This is a genomic window from Defluviimonas salinarum (assembly GCF_026013545.1).
GTDB lineage: Bacteria > Pseudomonadota > Alphaproteobacteria > Rhodobacterales > Rhodobacteraceae > Albidovulum > Albidovulum salinarum.
Genome location: NZ_JAPDOG010000016.1, coordinates 37,569 through 60,626, shown reverse-complemented (window position 1 = coordinate 60,626; position 23,058 = coordinate 37,569). Strand labels below are relative to the sequence as shown.

Genomic DNA, 23,058 nt, shown 5'->3' with positions numbered 1-23,058 from the left:
TGTCGGCGCTAACATCGCATCCGCCTCTGGCACTTCGCGAAACGCTCGTATACGCAACGTCAACGTCGTTTTCCGGGGGGAAATCCATTGCTTGACCTCGCCAACATGCGCGCGACCCTTGCCGATCACTACGACCTCGCGCCATCGCTCGACCTCGCGGAGGCGCAGCGCCACATCCATGCCCGCATGGACCGGGTCCTGCCCTTCGCCGATTGGGCGATCCACGCGCCCTATGTCGCCGCGATCAACCGCCTGAAGAAAGAGCGGAACGCGGTGATTCTCGCGCATAACTACATGACGCCCGACATCTACCACGGCATCGCCGACCATGTCGGCGACAGCCTCCAGCTTGCGATCAAGGCGACCGAGGTCGAGGCCGAGGTGATCGTGCAATGCGGCGTGCATTTCATGGCCGAGACCTCGAAGATCCTCAACCCGGCCAAGACCGTGCTGATGCCCGACATGGCGGCGGGCTGCTCGCTCGCCGAAAGCATCACCGCCGAGGGGGTGGAGGAGATGCGCCGCCGATATCCCGGCGCGCCGGTCGTCTCCTATGTCAACACCACCGCCGAGGTGAAGGCGGCCTCCGACATCTGCTGCACCTCGGCCAACGCGCTCCAGATCGTCGAGGCGATGGAGGGCGACACGGTGATCATGACGCCCGACCGCTACCTTGCGCAGAATGTCGCCAACCAGTCCTCTAAGAAGGTCGTGTTCTGGCCCGGTTCCTGCATCGTGCACGAGCTCTACACCGCCGAAGACCTGCGCGCCTACCGGGCGCACGATCCAGAGGTGAAGATCCTCGCCCATCCCGAATGTACCCCCGAGGTCGTGGCCGAGGCCGATTTCACCGGCTCGACCGCCGGGATCATCAAGTGGGTGCATGACCACAAGCCCGCGAAGGCGATGCTGGTCACCGAATGCTCGATGGCGACGAACATCTCCGACGAGCTGCCGGAGGTCGATTTCGCCCGGCCCTGCAACATGTGCCCCTACATGAAGAAGATCACGCTGGAGAAGGTGCTCTACGCGCTCCACACCATGACCGGCCAGGTCGAGGTCGAGGCCGGCGTCGCGGCCCGCGCGCGGGTGGCGGTGGAGAAGATGATCGCGCTCTCGCGCCAGCTCGGGGTCTGATCTTAGGTGCAGCGGATCGCGACCGACCGGGTGATCATCGTCGGCGCCGGGCTCGGCGCGCTGTCGGCCGCGCTCCGGCTCGCGCCGCATCCGGTGGTGCTGATCTCGCCCGAGCGGCTTGGCGAGGGCGCAAGTTCCGCCTGGGCGCAGGGCGGCGTCGCCGCCGCGATGGCGGCCGCCGACACGCCCGAGGCCCATGCCGCCGACACGATCCGCGCCGGGGCCGGGACCGTGGATGCGGGCGTCGCGCATCGGGTGACCGCCGCCGCCCCCGGCCATATCGCAAGCCTCAGCCGGCTCGGCACGCCGTTCGACCGCGACGCCTCGGGCGGCTATGTGCTGTCGCGCGAGGCCGCGCACAGTTTCGCCCGCGTGGTCCGGGTCAAGGGCGATCAGGCCGGGGCCGAGATCATGCGCGCGCTTGTCGCCGAGGTGCGGCGCGCGGCCTCAGTTCAGGTGCTCGAAGGCGCGATAACGACGGGGCTGGAGGTGGCGGGCGGAACCGTCACCGGCGTGGTGGTGGAATCCGCAGATCCGGCCGGTTCAGAGCCTGTTTTCATCGCCGCCCCCGCCATCCTTCTCGCCGGCGGCGGCTCGGCCGGGCTCTACGCGCTGACCACCAACCCGCCGCGCATCCGGGGCCAGGTGATCGGCCTTGCCGCCCGTGCAGGCGCAGTGATCGCGGATGCTGAGTTCGTGCAGTTCCACCCGACCGCGATCGACGCCGGCGAGGACCCCGCACCCCTTGCCACCGAGGCGCTGCGGGGCGAGGGCGCGATCCTCGTCAACCGCCACGGCTGCCGCTTCATGGCCGGGATCCACCCCGATGCCGAGCTTGCGCCCCGCGACATCGTCGCCCGCGCGATCCATGCCGAATGGCGTCAGGGCAATCGGCCGATGCTCGACACCCGCGCCGCGCTGGGCGCCTCGGTCCTGACCCGCTTTCCAGCTGTCGCCGCCGCCTGCGCCCGCGCCGGGATCGACCCGGTCACGGAGCCGATCCCCGTCGCCGCCGCTGCGCATTACCACATGGGCGGCATCGCGACCGATGCGGCAGGCCGCGCCTCGCTCGGCAATCTCTGGGTCTGCGGCGAGGCGGCCTCGACGGGGCTGCACGGCGCCAACCGGCTTGCCTCGAACGGGCTTCTGGAGGCGCTGGTCTATGCCGAGACCTGCGCAGAGGGCATCGCCGCCACCCTGCCTGCCCCCCGTTCCGCTGCGCCGGTTATGCCGGAGTTTCGGCCCGGTGGCGTGCCCGTCGACCCCGAAGCGGTTGCCCGGCTCAGGCAGGTGATGACCGCTGATGTGGGCCTGATCCGCGACGAAAAGGGTCTGCGCAGCGCGCTCGCCACGATCGCCGCGCTCGAGGCCCGGCACGGCGACAGCGCCACCTTCCGCAACATGACCGCTACCGCGACACTGATCGCCGCCGCCGCGCTGATGCGCGAGGAAAGCCGCGGCGCGCATTTCCGCAGCGATTTTCCGCGCGCCGCCGACACGGCTCGCCGCTCGCGCCTGACACTCGCCGAGGCAATGGCGCGCCGCGCCCTGCCCGAGAAGGAGCCGACATGACCCCGCTTCCCGACCTGATCCTCGAACCCCTCGTGCGTGCCGCGCTGATCGAGGACCTCGGCACCTATGGCGACGTCACGACCCGCGCCGTGATCCCTGCCGGCATCCGCTACACCGCCCGGCTGAACGCCCGCGCGGCGGGCCGCGTCTCGGGGATGCAGATCGCGGCACTCGCCTTCCGCCTCGTCGATCCGGCGCTGGCCGTCACCACGAAGGTTCCCGACGGCGCGGCCTGCGCGGCGGGCGAGGTGCTGATGGAGATCGCGGGCGATGCGGCCTCGATCCTGATGGGTGAACGGGTGGCGCTCAATTTCGCGGGGCGGCTCTCGGGCATCGCCAGCCAGACCGCCGATTTCGTGGCCGAGACAAGGGGCACGCGGGCGCGCATCACCTGCACCCGCAAGACCACGCCCGGTCTGCGCCTCGTCGAGAAGCAGGCCGTGCTGCACGGCGGCGGCTTCAACCACCGCTTCTCGCTGTCCGACGCGATCCTGATCAAGGACAACCACATCGCCGCCGCTGGCGGTATTGCGCCGGCGCTCACGGCGGCGAAGGCCAGCGCCTCGCACATGATGCGGGTGGAGATCGAGGTCGACCGTCTCGACCAGCTCGCCGAGGTGCTGGAGGTCGGCGGCGCCGACGCGGTCCTCCTCGACAACATGGAGACCGCGACGCTCACCGAGGCGGTCAGGATGGTCGCCGGCCGGCTGATCACCGAGGCCTCGGGCAACATGGCGCTCGGCCGCATCGCCGAGGTCGCGGCGACCGGCGTCGATTACATCTCGGTCGGCGCGCTCACCCATTCGGCGCGCACGCTCGACCTCGGCCTCGACTTCTGAGCCTCAGCCGACCGCGATCCGCGGCCGGCCCTGCGCGGTGACGCGGAGCCGCGCTTCGATGAACATCGGCTGGCCCTCGACCTCGATCTCGGAAAGCTCGCGGTCGACGGTGATCCGCATCTTCTCGACCCCGGCAAGCCGGGCGCGGCCCTCGGCATCCTCGGTCAGCGCGGCTTCGAGGACGGCAAGCGCGGTGTCGCGGTCGTTGAAGCGTTTCGGCCCCTCGGCCAGGTGGGCGGAGAAGAGGCCGGGGCCGGGGCTCGTCACGATGCCCTCGGCATGCATGGCGATCTGCCCGACGACGGCGCCGATCGCGTTCGCGACGCCGGCATGTTCAGGCAGCACCATCCGCGTGCCGACCCGGTCGCCCACCGCACCGTAATAGGACGGCGCGGAGGCGCCGAGGCCGATCACCGGCACGCCGAGACTCGCCTGCAGCTTCACGATGCCGGAATGACCGTCGAGCCCGGCGCGCATCAGCGGATGGCGGGCGAGCCCCTCGGGCACCTCGCCCCAGTCGCGGCTGTCCTCGGCGAAGGCGGCCTCCAGAAGGCAGTCGACGGTCTGCGCGGTGAGCTGGTCGATGACCGCCTCGGCCAAGGCCTCCGGACCCGCCGCGATCCGGTCGCCGCGCCCGTTGCGGCGCCGGGCAAAGAGCGTCACTGCCTTGCGCGCGGCGCCGGCATCCCAGCTGTCGAGCCGGCCCAGAACATGCGCCGCGTCCGAGGGCGTGACGCCCGCGATCATCACATGGCCGCGCGCCACGAGCCGGTTCAAGGCTGGCAGTTCCAGCCGCGTCCGCACGCAGTCGGTCACCCGGCGCGGCCCGGCCAGCAGCCGCTCCACCACCGCGCCCTCGCGCCCCGTCAGCCCTTCGGGCGGCGAGTCGCGCCACATCGGGATCGCGAAGCGCCCGTCATGCTCTCCGACCGCGTCGAGCGCGAGCCAGCCATCGAGCGCGTCATGGACGATCCCGGGGTAGTCCCGCGCCGCGAGCGAGACCGGCACCAGCCGCCTCGGTCCGAGCCTGAGGCTGGTCACCAGCCCTTCGATCAGGTGCAGTTCGCTGTCGCCGCCAAGACCGGTCGTGCGCATCGCCACCGCCTCGACCATGGTGCGGAACTCGCCAACCCGCGCGCCCATCGGGTCGATCATCGGCTTGCCGTCCTTGAGAAGGCAGACATCCGTCGTCGTGCCGCCGATGTCCGACACCAGGGCGTCGGTCTCGCCCGTGAGCCAGCTCGCCCCGGCGATCGAGGCGGCGGGACCGGAAAGGATCGTCTCGATCGGCCGGTCGCGGGCAAGGTCCGCGGAAACCAGCGCGCCGTCGCCGCGCACCACCATCAGGGGCGCGTCGATGCCGAGGCTTGCCATATGCGCCTCGCAGGCGGTGATGAGCCGGTCGATCATGCCGATGAGGCGGGCATTCAGCACCGCCGTCAGCGCCCGGCGCGGACCGTTGAGCCCGGCGGAAAGCTCGTTCGAACAGGTCACCGGCTTGCCGGTTTTTTCACGAATCAGTTCACGCGCCGCGTTCTCATGCGCGGGGTTGCGGGTGGCAAAGCTCGCGGCGACGGCGAAACCGGTGATGTCGGCGCCTAGGGTGGCGATTTCAGTCTCTAACCTTGCCAGATCGAGCGGTGCGACCTCGCCGCCGCCATGATTGTGCCCGCCCGCGAGGCGGATCACCGGATCGCCCTTCAGCGCGTCGGTCAGCCCGGCGCGGGCCAGCTCGGATTCCTCGAAGCCGATGAAGACCAAGGCCACGCGCCCGCCCTGCCCCTCGACGAGCGCGTTGGTGGCGAGCGTGGTCGAGAGCGAGACCATTGCGACCTGCGCGGCCTTCACCCCGGCCTTCTCGATCGCCGCGTCGATGGCGCGGCCGACGCCAAGTGAGAGATCGGGCCGCGTGGTCAGCGATTTTGCCGAGGCGATGACGCGGTCCTCGCGCTCGTCGAGGATCACCGCGTCGGTATACGTGCCGCCGGTATCGACGCCGAGAAGGTAAGCCATGATCGTCCCCTAGTTCCGGCCCGACAGGATGCGTTCGGCGCCCATCCAGCCCATGAGAATGCTCGGCGCATTGGTATTGCCGCCGATCAGCGTTGGAAAGGCCGAAGCGTCGCAGACCCGGAGCCCCTCGACGCCGCGCACCTTCAGATCCGGGTCCGCCGCCGAGGTCGCGGGGTCCGCGCCCATCCGGACCGTGCAGGACGGGTGGAACACGGTGCCCGACCGGGCGCGGAAGTCAGCGATGAGGTCTTCGTCGGACTTGACCTCCGGCCCCGGACGCAGCTCCTCGGCGATGAGCGAGCGCATCGGCTCCTCGGCGGCGATCCGGCGCAGGTACTTCACCGCCGCCAGCATCTCCTGGACGTCGTGGTCGGTGGAAAACGCGTTCGCCACGATCCGCGGGGCGGCGAAGGGATCGGCGGAGTGAAGCGTGATCTCGCCCCGGCTGGTCGGGCGGCAGTTCGACAGTCCGATGGAGAGGCCCGAGAACGGGTCGGGGGTCAGCAAGGGCCGCTCGCCCTCGCGCGGGATCAGCGTCGAAAACGCCTGGAAGTAGAGCTGCATGTTCGGGCGCGCGAGCTCCGGCGCGGTGCGGAAGAAGCCGCCGCCGTGGTTGATCGACTTCGCAAGCGGCCCCTTGCCGCCCATGAAGTACCTCATGCCGACGATCATCTTGCCCCACCAGGGCCGCAGGATGTCGTTGTAGGTCGGCACGTTCATCCGCCAGGTGTAGTTGACGCCCTGATGGTCGTTGAGGTTCCGTCCGACCTGCGCGTTGTCGGCCACGACCTCGATCCCGTGGCGCTTCAGATGCTCCGCCGGGCCGATGCCCGAGAGCATCAGAAGCTGTGGGCTGTTGATCGCGCCGCCCGCGAGGATGACCTCGGAAAAGGCTCTGACCCGGCTCAAAACGCCCTTCCGGGAATATTCGACCCCGACTGCTCGGCGGCCCTCGAACAGAACACGGGTCACATGGGCATGGGTCAGAACGGTGACGTTCGGCCGTTTCATCGCGGGCCTCAGGAAGGCGCGGGCGGCGGAGTTTCGGCGCGCACCCTTGATCGTCATCTGGTAGACGCCGACGCCTTCCTGCTCGGCGCCGTTGAAATCGGCGTTGCGGGGCAGGCCGGTCGCTTCGGCCGCGCCGATATAGCTCTCGACCAGAGGATGGAGGTCGCGGCCGTTGGCCGAGATGAAGAGCGGGCCGCCGGTGCCGCGCAGGTCGTTGCCGCCCGCCTCGTTGTCCTCGATCGCCCGGTAAGCCGCGCGCGCGGCCTCCCAGCCCCAACCCGGTCCGGCCTCGGCTTCCCAATCGTGATAATCGCTCTCGTGGCCCCGGATCCAGACCATCGCGTTGATCGAGCTCGACCCGCCGAGGATCTTGCCGCGGGGCCAGAAATCGCGACTTCCGGCAAGGCCCGGATCGGGCTCTGTCCGGTACATCCAGTTCACCGCCGGATCGAAGAAGAGCTTGCCGTATCCGAGCGGCAGATGGACGTAGAAGCGCCGGTCGGTTCCGCCCGCCTCCAGCACCAGAACCCGGTGCCGGCCGCTGGCCGAAAGCCGCTCCGCCAGCACGCAGCCTGCGGATCCCGCGCCGACGATGATGTAGTCGTATCCGTCCATGCCGCCCTCATGAAAAGCGCCCCGCCCTGATGCCTCAGGCGGGGCGCGTCGTCAGCCCGTTCCGCGACGGAATGCGTCGTTTCGGGACTATTCCAGCCGCGCCGGGAAGCCCGGCGCGCGCAGATCGGTGCCGAGCTGGTCTTCGAGAAGCTTGGCGATCATCGGCGACTGCGCGTCGCCGCCATAGGCGGCCTTCGCGGCGACATAGGTCTGGTTGGTCATCGAGGCGAGCTCCAGCGGCACGCCGAACTCCTTGCCGAAGTTCAGCGCGAAGCCGAGATCCTTCAGCGCGAGGTCGATGTTGAAGGCAATGTCGTAGGAGCCGTTGAGGATCAGGGCACCTTCCGTCTCATGGACGAAGGAATTGCCCGACGAAGCGGCAATAGCGTGCCAGGCCTGCCCGAGGTCGAGCCCGCCGCGTTTCGCGAGCATCAGCGCCTCGCCGCAGGCCTTGAGATGGATGAAGGCCAGCATGTTGGTGATGACCTTGATGATCGAGGACGACCCCAGAGGCCCCATGTGGAACACCCGGTTGCCCATCGCCTCGAAGGCCTTCCAGTGCAGGTCCACGGTCTCCTTGTCGCCACCCGGCAGCATGGTGATCTCGCCCCGATAGGCGAGGTGGACGCCGCCGGTGACCGGCAGTTCCAGCATGTGGATGCCGTGGGCCTCGGCGACCTTGGCGAAGGCCAGCACGTCGTCGCGGCCAAGCGTCGACATCTCGATCCAGGTCGCGCCCTTCTTCATCTTCGGCAGGATCTGCGCCAGCACCTTTTCGGTGACCGCCGGCGAGGGCAGGCAGGTGATGACGTGATCGACCGAGGCCGCGACCTCCTCGGCGCTGTCCGACCAGGTCGCGCCCGCCGCGATCAGGGGTTCGGCCAGCTCTTTCTTGAGGTCCGTGACCGTGACCTTGAAGCCCGCCTTCAGAAGGCAGCCCGCGCAGGCCGCCCCGAGATTGCCGAGGCCGATGTAACCGTAATGCATGGAGAGTCTCCCTTGGCGCCTCAGGCGCCGTATCCGATGATGCCCTTGGTCTCGCAGAAGTCGTGGATGCCCCAGTCGGCATATTCACGGCCATTGCCAGATTGCTTGTAACCGCCGAACGGGGCGAAGGTGTCCCAGTCGGGGTAGTTGATCTGCACCTGCCCGGTGCGCAGGCGCCGCGCCACCGCGCGGGCCTCGGTGATCTCGCCCTGCACATAGCCGCCGAGACCGTAGACGCTGTCATTGGCCATCGCGACGGCCTCGTCCACGCTGTCATAGGGCATGATCGCGAGCACGGGCCCGAAGATCTCCTCGCGCGCGATGGTCATGCCGGGTGTGACATTGCCGAAGATGGTGGGGCGCACGAAATGGCCCCGGTTGAGGCCATCCGGCCGGCCGAGCCCGCCCGCGACCAGAACCGCGCCCTCGTCGATGCCGGTCCGGATCAGCCCCTGGATCTTCTCGTATTGCGCCCGGCTGACGACCGGGCCGATCCCGGTCTCCGGATCGGTCGGATCGCCGACGCGGAGGCTCGCGGCCTTAGTCCCGGCGATGCCCAGCGCCGCCTCCTGCACCGCGCGCGGCACGAACATTCGCGTCGGCGCGTCGCAGCTCTGGCCGGTGTTCGACATGCAGGCCTCGACACCGCCCTCGACCGCCGCCTTCAGATCGGCGGAGGCGAGGATGATGTTGGCCGACTTGCCGCCCAGTTCCTGCGCCACCCGCTTGACCGTCGGCGCGGCGGCCTGAGCCACGAGGATCCCGGCCCGGGTCGAGCCGGTGAAGGAGACCATGTCGACCTCGGGATGCGAGGAAAGCCGCGACCCCACGCCCGGCCCGTCGCCGTTCACGAGGTTGAAGACCCCGGCCGGAACGCCCGCCGCGTCCATGATCTCGGCGAAGATGAGCCCCGACAGCGGCGCGATCTCGGAGGGCTTCAGAACCATCGTGCAGCCCGCCGCGAGCGCCGGGGCGACCTTGCAGACGATCTGGTTCATCGGCCAGTTCCAGGGCGTGATCAGCCCGACGACGCCGATCGCCTCGCGCTGAATGAGCGTGGTGCCGCGCAGCTCCTCCCAGGGGAACCGCTCGGCCGCCTCGATGGTGGCGGCGAGATGCACGTCGCCCGCCCAGACCTGCGCCTCGCGGGAAAAGCCGATCGGCGCCCCCATCTCGACCGACATCGCCTGCGCGAGGTCCTCGGCGCGGCTGAGATAAACTTCGCGCACCCGCTTCAGGAGCGCGATGCGTTCGGAGGCGGGCTTGACCGAGAAGGCGGGAAACGCCGCCCGTGCGGCGAGGATCGCCCGGTCGGCATCCTCCGCCGAGCCGATGGCGACCTCGCCCACGATCTCCTCGGTCGCCGGGTTCTCGACCGGCATGGTTCTCGCCCCGGCGCCCGGGCCGACCCAGGCGCCATTGATGTAGAACTGCCCCAGACGCGCAAGAACAGACACTATTTCAGCCCGAAATAGATGTTGTAGTCCTTGCGGATCGCCGCATCGAGCTGCGGGTCGACCTGGATCCCGGCCTTGGACAGGATCTCGTTCTTGCGCGCGATCGCCTTGTCGAGAAGCATCGGCCGGTCGGCCTCGACCCATTCCTTCGGGCTCATCCGGTTGCCGAGCGTCGGGTAGACATATTCCGTCTGCATCAGCTGCAGCGTCTGGTCCGAGCCAAGGTAATGGCCGGGACCGCCAAGGCACACCGCCTTCATCGCCTCGATCGAGGTCGAATCCTCGGTCACGTCGATGCCGCGCACGGTGCGCAGCACCTGGCCGAGGATATCGTCGCCAAGCACGAGGCTTTCGAGACAGAAGCCGAGAAGCGAGGCATGCATCCCCACCGATTCATAGACCATGTTGAGGCCCGACAGCCCGGCCAGCACGTTGGTGATGCCCTGCTCCCACCCGGCCTGCATGTCCGGCAGCTTGGCATCCGAGATCCCCGCCGCCGCGCCGCCGGGCAGGTTGTAGAACTTGTGCATCTGCGAGCAGCCCGCCGTCAGCAGCGCCTGCTCGGCCGAGCCGCCCGACATCGCCCCGGTGCGCAGGTCCGACACGAAGGGCCAGGTGCCGAAGATCGCCGGATGACCCGGCTTCATCGCGTTGACGTAGACGACGCCCGCAAGGCATTCCGCCACCGCCTGCACGATGGCGAGCGCGATCGGCGCCGGTGCGGTCGCGCCCGCCTGCCCGGCCGACAGGAGGAGAACCGGCATCCCGGCGCGGATGCAGTGCTCCATCGCCACGCAGCTCTCCTCGGCGAACTTCATCGGCGGCACGACGAAGCAGTTGGAGTTCGAGATGAAGGGCCGCGCCCGCCACGCCTCCTCGCCGCCCGCGAGCCGGTGAATGAGACCCATGCAGGGCTCGACATGGCTCGGGTCGGAGAAGGAGGTGCCGATATGCTTGGTCGTCGCCGAGACGCAGGCATAGATCGTGTTGAGGTCCATCTCGAGATTGTCCAGCACGTCCCGGCAGACCATCGCCCGCTGGAAGAAGTGCACGTTGTCGAGATTGTGGGTGATCCGCGCCGCGTCGAAGAGGTCCTGCGCGGTCGAATCGCGGTAGGTGTTGGTCTCCAGATCGACGATGTGAACCGCCGCCCCGGCCGTGCCGAAATGCACATTGGTCCCGGTCAGGTGCAGGTCGTGCTTCGGATCGCGGCCGCAGAGCGTGATGTCGCGCGCCGCCTTCGCCAGCATGTCCTCGACCAGCGCGCGCGGGAACCGGAGGCGCCCATCATCGCCCTGTATCGCGCCAGCCTTGGTCATGATCTCGACGCCGGATGCCGGCGCCTGCGAAAGCCCGATCACCTCCAGCGCGTCGAGCGCCGCCTGATGGATCTTCGCCATCCCCGCCTCGGTCAGCGGCTTGTATTGCCCGCCCGGCAACCCGGCCCGGATCGGCCGCATACCCTCGGCCAGGGGCGCCGCCCGCGCTGCCCGGCGCGCCTCGCGCCCGCCGGCCCGTGCCGCCCGCCGCGGTTCGCAGTTCGTGGATTCGTCAGACATGCCGTCTCTCCTGAAATGCCAATTGGCATCTTCTTTTCAGAAATATCCTCGGGGGGTCCGGGGGGCAGACAGCCCCCCGGCGCTCACTCACATGCGCACGCGTTCCGATTTCGGGTCATACATCGGCGCCAGCGACGCCTCTGCCTTCACCCGCCGACCGGCCACCTCGACCTCATAGGCCGATCCCAGCACGTCCGCGGCCGTCTCGCCCTTGCAGGGCACATAGCCCATGCCGATCGCGGCACCCAGATGATGACCATAGGCGCCCGACGAGAGATAGCTCACGATCTTGCCGTCGCGGATCAGCGGCTCGTTGTGATAGACCATCACCCCGGGATCGGAGAGCCTGAACTGCAGAAGCCGCTTCTCCAGCCCCGCCTCCTTCTTCCGCAACACCGCGTCGCGGCCGATGAAGCCGGGTTTCGCGGTCTTGACCGCAAAGCCAAGCCCCGCCTCCAGCACATGGTCCTCGCAGGTGATGTCATGGCCGAAATGGCGGAACGCCTTCTCGATCCGGCACGAGTCCATCATGTGCATGCCGCAGAGCTTCAGCCCCATGCCCTGACCGGCCTCCCACAGCGTCTCGAAGACGTGGCCCGCCATGTCGGAGGACACATAGACCTCCCAGCCGAGCTCGCCGACATAGGAGACGCGATGCGCCCGCGCGAGGCCCATGCCGATCTCGATCTCCTGCGCGGTGCCGAAGGGGTTCGCCTCGTTCGAGAAGTCGTTCGGGCTCACCGCCTGCATCAGCTTGCGCGCATTCGGCCCCATCACCGCCAGCACGCCCTCGCCCGCCGTCACATCGGTGAGGACGACGTTGAACACGCCGATGTGCCGGCGCATCCAGACCTGGTCCTTGAGCCGCGTCACCGCCGGCGTCACCACCAGATAGGCGGTCTCGGAGAGCCGCGTGACGGTCACGTCGGCCTCGATCCCGCCCGCCCTGTTCAGGAACTGGGTATAGACGATCTTGCCGGGCGCCACCGACATGTCCGCGCCCGAGATATGGTTGAGATAGGCCTCGGCATCGCGCCCCTCGACCCGGATCTTGCCGAAGGACGACATGTCGTACATGCCGACATTGGTTCGGACCGCCCTGTGCTCGGCGGCCTGGTTGGAAAACCAGTTCTGCGGCCCCCAGCTGTACTGGTAGTCCCGCTCCTGGCCCTCGTTCGCGAACCAGTTCGCCCGCTCCCAGCCGCCGATCTCGCCGAAGACCGCGCCGTTGGCCTCCAGATGCGCATGGAACGGCGTCCGCCGCACCCCGCGCGCGGTCGCCTTCTGGCGGTACGGATAGTGGTCGGCATAAAGCAGGCCGAGCGTTTCCTTCGACCGTTCGAAGAGGTAGTGCCTGTTGCCCTGGAACGGCTGGTTGCGACCGACATCGACATCGCCGAGATCGAACGGCTTCTCGCCCGTCTCCATCCACTGGGCAAGCGCCATGCCCGCGCCGCCGGCCGACTGGATGCCGATCGAGTTGAACCCGGCCGCGACCCAGTAATTGTCGACCTCGAGCGAGAGCCCGAGATTGTAGGCATCGTCCGGCGTGAAGCTCTCCGGCCCGTTGAAGAAGGTATGGATGCCAGCCTCGGCCAGCATCGGCAGCCGGTTCACCGCGCGTTCGAGAATCGGCTCGAAATGATCGAAATCCTCCGGAAGCTGGTCGAAGCAGAAATCCTCCGGGATGCCCTTCATGCCCCAGGGCTTGGCGTTCGGCTCGAAGGCGCCGAGAAGGTACTTGCCCGCATCCTCCTTGTAATAGGCGCATTCGTCCGGCACCCGCAGCACCGGCATCTGCGTCAGGCCCGGGATCGGCTCGGTCACGATGTAGAAATGCTCGCAGGCATGCAGCGGCACATTGACGCCCGCCATGCGGCCGACCTCGTGGCCCCACATGCCGGCGCAGTTGACCACGTGATCGGCCTCGATGACACCCTGTTCGCCGTTCTGCTCCCACGAGACCGACTTAGCCCGACGGCCTTCCACCGCGATGCCCGTCACCTTTACGCCCTCGGCCACGACCGCGCCGCGCTGGCGGGCGCCCTTGGCCAAGGCCAGAGCGATGTTGGCCGGATCTCCCTGCCCGTCCGTCGGCAGCCAGACACCCGCCTTGACACCCTCGATGTTGAGATGCGGATAGCGTTCCTTCACCTCCTGGGGCGAGATCTCCTCCACCGGCACGCCGAAGGCCCGCGCCATGGAGGCGCCGCGATAAAGCTCCTCCTTGCGCGCCTCGGTCAGCGCCACGGAGATCGAGCCGACCTGCTTCATCCCGGTCGCAAGCCCCGTCTCCGCCTCGAGCCCGCGGTAGAGATCGGCGGAGTACTTCGCGAGCCGCGTCATGTTGGCCGAGGCGCGGAGCTGGCCGATCAGCCCCGCCGCATGCCAGGTCGTGCCGCAGGTGAGCTGCTTGCGCTCCAGCAGAACGACGTCCTTCCAGCCGAGCTTGGTCAGGTGATAGGCGACCGAACACCCGACCACGCCCCCTCCGACGATCACGACCCGAGCTTTTTTTGGCAGGTTAGTCACTGTTCTGACCCTTCATCTTGCTGAAAATATCCTGGGGGTCCGGGGGTGAAACCCCCGGCCTCCGCCCGTCACGCGCGGATCCGCGCGTTTTCCGGATCCCAGAGCGGCTGGTCTTCCTCGACCACCGCGCGGCACCTATCGCCATAGATCTCGACCTCGATCTCGGTGCCGGGCACCGCGAGATCGCTCCGCAGCATCCCGAGCGCGATCGACTTTCCGACCCGGTAGCCCCAGGCGCCCGACGTGGTCTCGCCCACGACCTGGCCATCGTGCCAGAGCGTCGACATGTAGGGCGCATCCGCCTCGCCGGCCTCGACGGTCAGCGTCACGAACCGCTTCTTCGATCCTTGCTGCTTCTCGGCCAGCAGGGCCGCCTTGCCGGGGAAGTCCTGCGGCTTGTCGAACTTGACGAACCGCTCCAGCCCGCCTTCCAAGAGCGAGTAATCGGTCGAAAGATCGCCCTTCCAGGCCCGGTAGCCCTTCTCCAGCCGGAGCGAGTTCAGCGCCCACATGCCGAAGGGCTTCGCACCGGCGCCGAGCACCGCGTCATAGATCGCCGGCATGTCGGCGACCTTGGCATGAACCTCCCAGCCAAGCTCGCCCGCGAAGCTCACCCGCGCCAGCATCGCCGGCTTGCCCGCGACGCTGCCGGTCTGGATCGACAGCCACGGCAGCGTCAGATCGGCCTCGCCGATCGCGGCGAAGAGATCGCGCGCCTTCGGACCGGTGACGATCAGCGTGTCGTATTCGGTGGTGTGGTCGGTCAGCGTCAGGCCGGGCGCGAGGTTCTTTCTCAGATGCTCGCCGTCATGCCACTGGGCGGTGGCGGCGGTGATCAGCGTGAATTCCTCCTCGCCGTGGCGCAGGATCGACATCTCGGTCAGGATCCGACCGCGATTGTCGGGGAAATAGCCGAGGTTCATGCGCCCGACCTTCGGCAGCGCGCCCGAGATCATGCCGCGCAGCCAGTCGGCCGCGCCCGTCCCGGAGAGGTTGAAGCGCGAGAAGCCTGGCAGGTCGAGCACGCCGACCCCGTCGCGCACCGCCTCGCATTCTTCCTTGATCCGCTGTTCCCACGGGCCGGAGCGGCCCCAGGTATGCGTCGCCTCCTCCGAGGTGTCGTCGCCGGGTCTGGCGAACCAGGTCGCGCGTTCCCAGCCGTTGTAGACCCCGAACTGCCCGCCAAGCGCCTTGACCCTGTCATGCACCGGCGAGAGCTTGCGGTCCGGCGCGGCCGGCCAGCGGTGCCAGGGGAAATGCATCGCGTATTCGTGGCCGTAGGTCTCCATGCCCTTGGCAACGCAGTAGTCGCGGTCGGTGTAGTCGGTATAGCGGCGCGGATCGACCGCCCACATGTCCCATTCGGTCGCGCCTTCGGTGATCCATTCCGCCATCACCTTGCCGGCGCCGCCCGACTGGGCGATGCCGAAGGTGAAGACGCAGGCCTCGAAGGCGTTCGGCACGCCCGGCATCGGCCCCATCAGCGGCAGACCGTCCGGCGCATAGGGAATCGGCCCGTTGATGACCCGGCTGATGCCCGACGAGCCCAGAAGCGGCACCCGCGCCATCGCGTCCTCGATATACCATTCCAGCCGGTCGAGATCGTCCGGGTAGAGCTGGAACGAGAAATCCTCCGGGAACGGGTCGTTCGGCGTCACCCAATGCGCCTTGCAGTTGCGCTCATAAGGGCCAAGGTTGAAGCCGGTCTTCTCCTGCCGCAGGTAGTAGGAGGTGTCGACGTCGCGCAGGAGCGGCAGCTTGCGGCCGTTCTCCTTCGACCAGGCCTCGAGCTCGGCCACCGGCTCCGAGAGCAGGTACTGGTGGCTCATCACCATCATCGGCACGGTGCGCCCGCCATAGGGCTTGAACCACTCGCCGACCTTCTGGGCGTAGTAGCCGGCGGCGTTGACGACGTATTCGCAGCGGATGTCGCCCTTCTCGGTATGGATGATCCATTCGCCGTTCTCGCGGCTCACGCCCGTCGCCGGGGTGAAGCGCAGGATCGTCGCGCCGAGGTCGCGGGCGCCCTTGGCCAGCGCCTGCGTCAGCTGCGCGGGGTCGATGTCGCCGTCGGTCGGATCGTAGAGCGCGCCTTTCAGGTCATGCAATTCGATGAACGGATACTTGCCCTGGATCTCGTCCACCCCGAGCATCTCCATGTCGATGCCCTGGTAGCGGCCCATGCCCTTCGCGCGCTCGAATTCCTGCATCCGCTCCTTGGAATGGGCAAGCCGGATCGAGCCGGTGACATGGTAGTTCATCGGATAGTCGACCGCCTCGCCGAGGCCGCGATAGAGCTCGGTCGAATAGCGCTGCATGTTCATGATCGACCACGACGTCGAGAAGGTCGGCACGTTGCCCGCCGCATGCCAGGTCGATCCGGCGGTCAGCTCGTTCTTCTCCAGCAGCACGCAGTCGGTCCAGCCCGCCTTGGCCAGATGATAGAGGGTCGAGACGCCGACGGCGCCGCCCCCGATGATGACCACGCGCGCTGTTGTCGGAATCTCGGCCATGACGCCCCCCAAGGTGATTTGCGGCCGGAGTATCGGGGCAGTTCACCCTGCTTTCAATTCGTCAGGTGTCGTATTATTGATCGGAAATATCGATTAGCGGAATCACATCATGTCCGATCCCCTGTTCCACCGATCGAAGTCGTTTCTCGCGGTGATCGACGTGCAGAAGCTCTTTGTCGACAAGCTCGCACCCGAGGCGCGCGCGCCTCTCGTGGACCGGATCCGCTGGCTGATCGGCACCGCCCGGCGACTCGGCATCCCGGTTCTGGCCATGGCCGAGGATATCGCCCGGAACGGCCCGCCCCTGCCCGAGATCGTCGCGGCGCTCGGTGCGGACGTACCGGTCCACGACAAGCGGGTCTTCGGCCTCGCCGGCCAGCCCGACATCCTCGCCGGCGCCCGCGCCTTCCAGCGACCGCAGGCGGTGCTTGTGGGGCTCGAGACGGATGTCTGCGTCGCACAGTCGGCGCTCGGGCTTCTCGCGGCCGGGTTCCGGGTCGCGGTGCTGGTCGACGCGACCGGATCGCCGGGCGATTGCCACGGGGCCGGGCTCGACCGGATGCGCGATGCCGGGATCACCGTGACGACCGTGAAGGGCATCTTCTACGAATGGGTGCGCGATCTCGACACGCTCGCGACGGTCCGCGCGGATCTCGGCCCCCTTCCCGACGGGATGACGCTCTGATGCAGATCGAGCTCATCGAGACCTTCCTCGACCTCTGCACCACCCGGAGCTTCAATCGCACCGCCGACCGGCTCGGCATCACCCAGTCCACCGTGTCGGGACGCGTCCGTTCGCTCGAGGCGACGCTCGGCCACCGGCTCTTCATCCGCTCGCGTTCGGGCACCGAGCTCACGACCGAGGGGTTGCGCTTCGCGCCGCACGCGCGGGCGCTGCTGCACGGCTGGACCGAGGCGCGCCACGCGATCGGTGAAACCGGCTCTGGCGCGGTGACGATGCGGATCGGCATCCAGCATGACCTCGTCGGCATCCACTTCTCCGAACTGATCAAGGATTTCCGCGCCGCGCTGCCCGGCACGTCCTTCCTCTTCGAGGCCGATTATTCGGCGCAGATGAGTTCCGACCTCTCCACCGGTGTCGAGGATTTCGCGATCCTCTTCACCCCGCGCTTCCACCCCGACCTCTATTTCGAGACGCTGGGCGAGATCACCTATCTCATGGTCTCGACCGAGACCGACCGGCTCGGCGAGGTGAACGCCGAGACCTACATCATGCCGCATTACTCCGACGCTATGCCGCAGATTCATGCGCAGATGCATCCGCGGCTGGCCTCCGCGAGCCTGTCGATCGGCCAGAACGCGGCGATGGTCGCGCTTCTGGGGTCGCTCGGCGGGACGGCCTATGTATTGCGCCAGTCGGCCACCGACCTCATCCGCGCCGGCACCTGCCGCTTGGTCGGTGATGCGCCGCCGATTCCGCAGCCGATCTATGCCGGCCTGCATATCCGCAACCGGCACCGCTCGATGCATCGCCGGCTCTTGCAGATCCTGCGCAACCGCTTCGGACCCTCGGGGCCGAGCCTCGCCCGCCGCCGGGTCGGCTGAGGCGCCGGGTCTCAGAACCCCGGCAACGGCAGCCCCTCGCCGAGCGCGAAGACGAGAATTGGCACCGGTGCGACCGCGAGCGCCACGGTCAGAAGCGTCACCGGCGCCGCGAAGAGGCGGCTGCATCCCGCGACCATGAGGATGCCGCCGCCGCCGCCGATCACCGAATTGCCCGGCAGGTTGATCAGAAGCGCCAGCAGGAGATAGCGGTAGTTCCGCGCCAGCGGCGCCAGCCAGCCCGGCAGGTGGCTTCGCAAGTGGTCAAGCCGCGCCTCGCGGTCCAGGGGCTCGATCTGCGCCACGAGCTCGGCCGCGCGGCAGAGGCGGAGATCGGCGAGCGTGCGGCGCAGGGCCGGGTAGGGCAGGGCCAGCCCCACCAGGAACGAGAGCATCAGCCCGGCGAGCGTCGCCCCCCAGATGAAGGGCGCGATCCAGCCGCCCTCGACCATCAAGAGCGTCAAGCCAAGCTCCACCCCCGGCACGAACGGCAGCGCGATGAGGAGCGCATAGGCGACGAGCAGAAGCACCAGCACCCACAGAGCCGGGATCTCGCCGCCCTTGAGGGCCTGCGATTCCGCCATCGTCCAGCCGATCAGCCCATGCGCGACCCAGACGAGGAGCAGAAGCACCGCGATACGCCGGCCGAGCCGCGCGCTCCGCCCGCCAATGCGGCCGGCCCGCTCACCGTTGCCGGGGCGGTCTGGCACGATCTCCCGGTCGTCACTCACGTCATTTCCTTCCGGCGCTCCCGGTTTCCGATCCAAGGTCCGCTTCAACCGGCTCGCTGCGAGTTGAGGCCAGTTGATGACCACGAACCTGCCACGCATCATATCCTATTCCAGACCCCGGTAAGGAGGAATCCCGGTGGCAGACCCAAGCGCCACCGGGCGATCAGTGCGACCTGAGCCCGGATCAGGATGCGGAGGCGGCGATGAATGACACGTTTTTGGCTGGAACAGACACAATTCTGGATCGTCTCGGCCGCGCGATGGCGCGGCGGCTGACCAAGCAGGTCTCCGGCTACGAACCTTACACGCCGTCCGACTTCGGCAGCCTCTGCCGCACCCTCGTTCCCGGTGATGTTCTGCTCATTGAGGGGTCCGAGCGGGTGGCGACCGCGATCAAGTACCTCACCCAGTCGACCTGGAGCCATGCCGCGCTCTATGTCGGAGACGTGCTGCCGAAGCCGGAGGAAGGCGGCGAACGGCCGCGGCTGATCGAGGTCAACCTCGGCGAGGGCTGCGTCGCGCGGCCGCTCAGCAAGTACGCGAGCTACAATACGCGGATCTGCCGCGCCGTCGGGCTGAATGCGGACGAACGCGCGAAGGTGGTGGACTACATGCGCCACCATCTCGGCCTGCGCTACGACATGCACCACATCTTTGATCTCTTGCGCTACTTCTTCCCGACCCCGCCGGTGCCGGTGCGCTGGCGGCGGCGGATGATCGCCTTCGGCTCGGGCGACCCGACGCGGGCGATCTGTTCCTCGCTCATCGCCCAGGCCTTCCAGTCGATCCGCTACCCGATCCTGCCCGAGGTCGAGGTCAGGACCGGAAGCGCCTATGCGCGGCGCGAGATCTACCACATCCGCCACCATTCGCTGTTCACGCCGCGCGACTTCGACCTGTCGCCCTATTTCGCGGTGGTCAAACCGCATCTCCAGGGCGGTTTCGACCACCGGCTTCTGCGCTGGAGCGACGACGCGCCTTCCGGGGAGGAGGCTACAGGCTGACCACCGGGCCGCCGGCGGCTTCTGCATCGGCGGCGTCGTGGGTGACCATCAGCACGGGAATGTCGCGGTCGCGGACATGGTCGAAGACGAAGCGCCGCAGTTCTTCGCGCAGCGCCGGGTCGAGCTTCGCGAAGGGCTCATCGAGCAACAGCGCGCATGGCTCGGCCAGAAGCGTCCGCATCAGCGCCACCCGGGCGCGCTGGCCGCCCGAGAGCGTCGCGGGATCGCGTGCCGCGAAGCCCGGAAGCCCGGCCTGATCGAGAGCCATTGCCACCGCGGCAGTACGCGCCGCGCGGCCCCTGACATGCGCGGCGAGCCCGAAGGCGAGGTTGTCGCCGACCGAGAGATGCGGAAAGAGCGCCGCGTCCTGAAACAGGATGCCGATCCGCCGCGCCTCGGCCGGCAGGCGGGTGACGTTGCGGCCGTCGAGGATCACATCGCCCGAGGCGCGAAAGCCGCGCGGCAGATGGCCGCCGATGAACTCCATCAGCGTCGACTTGCCGATGCCCGAGGGGCCGACAATGGTCGTGACGCTGCCCGGCGCGACCGCGAGTGAGAGCGGCGAAAAGAGCGGTTCTGCGCCATTTTCCGCCTGAATAGATACTGATTTAAGCATCAGACCCCTCACGCGGCACCCCCTGACAGCCCGGCCCGGTGGCGGTGTAGAATCGCCGGTACGCCAAGCGCGGCGAGATAGGCGAGGAACGGCAGCGCCGCCTGCAGAACGGCATAGACGCCGGTGACCCGGCGGTCGGAGCCTGACGAAAGCGTCACCGCCTCGGTCGTCAGCGTTGCGACCCGGCCTGCGCCCATGAAGAGCGTCGGCAGGTATTGCGCGACCGAAACCGCGAAGCCGATCGCCGCGGCGGTCAACAGCGGGCGCAGCAGGATCGGCAGCTTGACCGCGAAGAGCCGTCGAACCGGTCCGGCGCCGAGCGCCGCCGCCGCACGTATGTACGCCGGATCGAGCGCACGCCACGGATCGGAGAGCGCGATCATCACATAGGGAAAGACGAAAAGCGCATGCGCCCAGATCACTGCACCGATCCCGCCGCCGATCCCGGCTTTGAGGAAGACGACGTGGAGCCCGTAGAGGAAGGCGATCTGCGGCACGAGCAGCGGGAGGTAGATCAGCGCCTCGGCCCAAGTGGCGCGGGGCAGGTGGTCGCGGTCCTCGCCCTCGAGCCAGGCCACGGCGAGGATCAGCGCCAGCGCGGTCGTCGCGACGCCGATGATCACCGTGCTTTCGACCGCCGTTCCCCAGCCTGCGGCCGAACGGCCCCAGGCGGCGAGGCTCCAGCTTTCCGGCAGGGCGCGCGGATAGGACCAGCGCCAGGCGACCGACCAGACGGCGAGTGCCATCAAGGCGCCCGCGCCGAGCGCCATCAGCCCGGTGACCGCCGCCCCGGCCGCGACGAGCCCCGGTTCGGCCGAGACCCCGCGCCCGCCGCGCCGGATCCAGACCCGGCCGATCCGCGCGAGCGCCCGTTCCGCGGCCCACCAGAGGCCGATGCCGCCCGCCACCACCGCGCTTTGCAGGAGGGCCGCCGCCGAGGCGGGCAGGATCAGCGTCGTCTCGGCGGCGAGGAACCAGCGCGTGACCGCCACCGCCAGCACCGGCGGGTTCGAGGGGCCGAGCACGATCGCCATGTCGACGATCGAGAGCGCGAACGAGAGGACCACGTAGACCGGCAGCCGGATCAACGGGTAGAGCTGTGGGCCGATCACTTTGATCCAGACCACGCCGTGCCCGTAGCCGAGCGCGCGGCCCGCCTCGAGGTGGCGGCGCACCGGCAGTTGCGACAGTGCCGCAAGGATTACCAGGAGGAAGAACGGCACCTCCTTGACCAGGAGCCCGAGGATCAGCGCGAGTCCCGCCGGATCGTTGACCGTGGCGAGGTCGGGCGGCAGGTCCCAGCCGGTCGCCCAAGGGCTGAGGAGGCGGGAGATCCAGCCAGAAGGCGCAATGAGGAAGGCAAGGCCGATCGCCAGCGCCGCATGCGGCGTCGCGAGAAAGGGCGCCAGCAGCCGGGCGCCGCCGCGAAAGCCCGCCCGGTCGTACATCGCCGCGGCTAAGCCGACCGCGAGCACCAGCGCCAGCGCGGTCGAGGCAAAGCCGGTCCAGAGCGTCAGCGTCAGGCTGGTGCCGAAGCCCGGCAGGTCGAAGAGTCGTCGCCAGGGGTCGAGCGAAAGCCCATCTGCCCCGATGGCCGGCAAATGGCCGAAGGCCGCCCGCGCGGTCTCCCAGAGCCCGGCGAGGATCGGCAGCACGAGGCCGCCCGCAACCGCACCGAGCACCAGAAGCCGGAGCAGGCGGCCTTCGGGCGCCGTCATTCGGTGTAGCGCCGCGCCCAGTCCTCGGCGAGACGGGTCATCCAGCTCGGATGCGGCTCGCCGAGGGTCGGGCCGAGGGCCTCGTTTGAGGGCAGGGCAGGGGAGTCGGGCAGGGCGTCGAAGGCCGCCTTCGCCGCGGCGTCGAGCTTCGCGGGGTCGAGCACCGAGTAGCTGCCGAGGACGGTGATGTCCTGCGCCCGCGCCTGCACCGCGGGGTCGAGGAGGAAGTTCGCCACCACCATCGCGCCCTCCTTGTGGGCGGCGTTGAACGGAATCGCGACGAAGCTGATGTTGCCGATCGAGCCCGCCTCGGGCGCGTAGCTCCGCACCGTCTCGGGCAGAAGGCCGCGTTCGACCGCCGCCGCCGCCGCCGCCGGGTCGAAGGCCATCGCGAAATCGACCTCGCCGTCGTTCAGCATCTGCTGCAGCACGCTCTCGTTCTCGGGGAAGGTCACGCCCTCGCGCCAGAGATTGGGACGAAGCGCGTCGTACCAAGTCCAAAGCGGCTCTGTTGCGGCCGAAAACGCCTCATCCGTGGCTTCGGCCTGCAGTACCGAAGGGTCCGGTGCAAGCTCGATCAGCGCCTGCTTGAGGAAGGTGGAGCCCATGAAGTTCGTCACCGCCGGGTGGGTGAAGCGGCCGGGATTGGCCTTGGCCCAGTCAAGGAGCGCCGCCATCGAGCGCGGCGGCTCGGCCACCCGTGCGCTGTCACGGGTCAGGACGAACTTCGCGAGCCGCCAGGGGCTCTCGTAGCCCTCGGTCGGGATCGTGAAATCCACCACCGCCGCGGAGCCCTCCGAGAGGTCGAGATAGCGCGCGTTCGGCAGGTTCTGGAGGAACGGGCCGTGCAGCAGACCCTGCTCCTTCATCGACAGGAAGTTCGCCCCGTTGATCCAGATGAGGTCGACCGAGCCGTCCTCTGCCTGCCCGGCCGCCTTCTCGGCGATCACCCGCGTCACCGCCTCGGCTGTGTCGGAGAGCTTCACGTGGTTGATGGTCACGCCGTACTGCGTCTGAAGCGCGCCGCTCGCCCAGGCGATGAAGTCGTTGGTGCGCTCGTCGCCGCCCCAGGCGTTCCAATAGACGGTCTGGCCACGCGCGGCGGCGACGGTGTCGTCCCAGCCGCCGGCGAGGGCGGGGGCGGCGAGGCCGAAGGCCAGCGTTGCGAGTAGGGGAAGGCGCATGTTGGTT

17 protein-coding genes are annotated in these 23,058 nt (G+C 68.5%); 6 read left to right on the top strand and 11 right to left on the bottom strand.

From position 1 onward, the window contains the following. The first annotated feature begins 105 nt into the window (after positions 1-105). Genes nadA through nadC form a run of 3 tightly spaced genes read left to right on the top strand, consistent with a single transcriptional unit; the run spans position 106 to position 3,548 of the window. Positions 106-1,137 (top strand): quinolinate synthase NadA, encoded by a 1,032-nt coding sequence (nadA, locus tag OM960_RS16715; protein ID WP_263339317.1) that lies wholly within the window; start codon positions 106-108, stop codon positions 1,135-1,137. Positions 1,138-1,143: 6 nt separating this feature from the next. Then, the gene (locus tag OM960_RS16710; protein ID WP_264772758.1) at positions 1,144-2,709 is read left to right on the top strand and encodes an L-aspartate oxidase; all 1,566 of its coding nucleotides are present in this window, start codon (positions 1,144-1,146) and stop codon (positions 2,707-2,709) included. Then, positions 2,706-3,548 carry a carboxylating nicotinate-nucleotide diphosphorylase gene (gene nadC / locus OM960_RS16705; RefSeq protein WP_264772757.1) on the top strand — a complete coding sequence of 281 codons (843 nt, stop codon included), beginning with the start codon at positions 2,706-2,708 and terminating at the stop codon, positions 3,546-3,548. Before OM960_RS16710 ends, nadC begins: the two co-directional genes overlap by 4 nt. A gap of 3 nt (positions 3,549-3,551) precedes the next feature. On the opposite strand, the gene OM960_RS16700 is transcribed toward nadC, so the two are convergent. From OM960_RS16700 to OM960_RS16670, 7 genes are all read right to left on the bottom strand, one after another. After that, positions 3,552-5,561, bottom strand: coding sequence for a hydantoinase/oxoprolinase family protein (locus OM960_RS16700; protein ID WP_264772756.1), 2,010 nt, complete (start codon positions 5,559-5,561; stop codon positions 3,552-3,554). Between the two features lie 9 nt (positions 5,562-5,570). Continuing rightward, on the bottom strand, positions 5,571-7,187 hold the full coding sequence (locus OM960_RS16695; protein WP_264772755.1) for a GMC family oxidoreductase: 1,617 nt from the start codon (positions 7,185-7,187) through the stop codon (positions 5,571-5,573). An 87-nt stretch (positions 7,188-7,274) separates the two neighbouring features. Next, the gene (locus tag OM960_RS16690) at positions 7,275-8,174 is read right to left on the bottom strand and encodes an NAD(P)-dependent oxidoreductase (RefSeq protein ID WP_263339307.1); all 900 of its coding nucleotides are present in this window, start codon (positions 8,172-8,174) and stop codon (positions 7,275-7,277) included. A 20-nt stretch (positions 8,175-8,194) separates the two neighbouring features. Further along, complete coding sequence (locus tag OM960_RS16685; RefSeq protein ID WP_264772754.1) at positions 8,195-9,631, bottom strand: aldehyde dehydrogenase family protein; 1,437 nt, start codon at positions 9,629-9,631, stop codon at positions 8,195-8,197. After that, positions 9,631-11,190: a trimethylamine methyltransferase family protein gene (locus tag OM960_RS16680; RefSeq protein ID WP_264772753.1), complete on the bottom strand. Its 1,560-nt coding sequence runs from the start codon at positions 11,188-11,190 to the stop codon at positions 9,631-9,633. The genes OM960_RS16685 and OM960_RS16680 overlap by 1 nt, the downstream gene beginning before the upstream one ends. A gap of 87 nt (positions 11,191-11,277) precedes the next feature. Beyond that, the gene (locus OM960_RS16675) at positions 11,278-13,722 is read right to left on the bottom strand and encodes a GcvT family protein (protein ID WP_264772752.1); all 2,445 of its coding nucleotides are present in this window, start codon (positions 13,720-13,722) and stop codon (positions 11,278-11,280) included. A gap of 68 nt (positions 13,723-13,790) precedes the next feature. Then, the gene (locus OM960_RS16670) at positions 13,791-16,235 is read right to left on the bottom strand and encodes a GcvT family protein (RefSeq protein ID WP_264772751.1); all 2,445 of its coding nucleotides are present in this window, start codon (positions 16,233-16,235) and stop codon (positions 13,791-13,793) included. A gap of 109 nt (positions 16,236-16,344) precedes the next feature. Here OM960_RS16670 and OM960_RS16665 point away from each other — a divergent pair, with 109 nt between their 5' ends. Then, the gene (locus OM960_RS16665; RefSeq protein ID WP_264772750.1) at positions 16,345-16,920 is read left to right on the top strand and encodes an isochorismatase family protein; all 576 of its coding nucleotides are present in this window, start codon (positions 16,345-16,347) and stop codon (positions 16,918-16,920) included. Continuing rightward, positions 16,920-17,801 carry a LysR family transcriptional regulator gene (locus OM960_RS16660; protein ID WP_263339293.1) on the top strand — a complete coding sequence of 294 codons (882 nt, stop codon included), beginning with the start codon at positions 16,920-16,922 and terminating at the stop codon, positions 17,799-17,801. Before OM960_RS16665 ends, OM960_RS16660 begins: the two co-directional genes overlap by 1 nt. 11 nt (positions 17,802-17,812) lie before the next feature. Here the strand turns inward: OM960_RS16660 and OM960_RS16655 are convergent, their stop codons facing one another. Then, positions 17,813-18,529, bottom strand: a complete 717-nt coding sequence (locus OM960_RS16655; protein ID WP_264772749.1) for a hypothetical protein — start codon at positions 18,527-18,529, stop codon at positions 17,813-17,815. Between the two features lie 203 nt (positions 18,530-18,732). On the opposite strand from OM960_RS16655, the gene OM960_RS16650 reads away from it, so the two are divergent. After that, the gene (locus OM960_RS16650) at positions 18,733-19,533 is read left to right on the top strand and encodes a YiiX/YebB-like N1pC/P60 family cysteine hydrolase (protein WP_264772748.1); all 801 of its coding nucleotides are present in this window, start codon (positions 18,733-18,735) and stop codon (positions 19,531-19,533) included. Here the strand turns inward: OM960_RS16650 and OM960_RS16645 are convergent. Genes OM960_RS16645 through OM960_RS16635 form a run of 3 tightly spaced genes read right to left on the bottom strand, consistent with a single transcriptional unit; the run spans position 19,523 to position 23,051 of the window. Next, positions 19,523-20,149, bottom strand: a complete 627-nt coding sequence (locus OM960_RS16645) for an ATP-binding cassette domain-containing protein (RefSeq protein WP_263339288.1) — start codon at positions 20,147-20,149, stop codon at positions 19,523-19,525. The two genes, OM960_RS16650 and OM960_RS16645, sit on opposite strands and share 11 nt — an antisense overlap. Positions 20,150-20,157: 8 nt before the next feature. Further along, positions 20,158-21,867 carry an ABC transporter permease gene (locus OM960_RS16640; RefSeq protein ID WP_264772747.1) on the bottom strand — a complete coding sequence of 570 codons (1,710 nt, stop codon included), beginning with the start codon at positions 21,865-21,867 and terminating at the stop codon, positions 20,158-20,160. Further along, a complete protein-coding gene (locus tag OM960_RS16635) occupies positions 21,864-23,051 on the bottom strand; it encodes an ABC transporter substrate-binding protein (RefSeq protein ID WP_264772746.1) in 1,188 nt (395 codons plus the stop codon). Before OM960_RS16635 ends, OM960_RS16640 begins: the two co-directional genes overlap by 4 nt. Positions 23,052-23,058 lie beyond the last annotated feature (7 nt).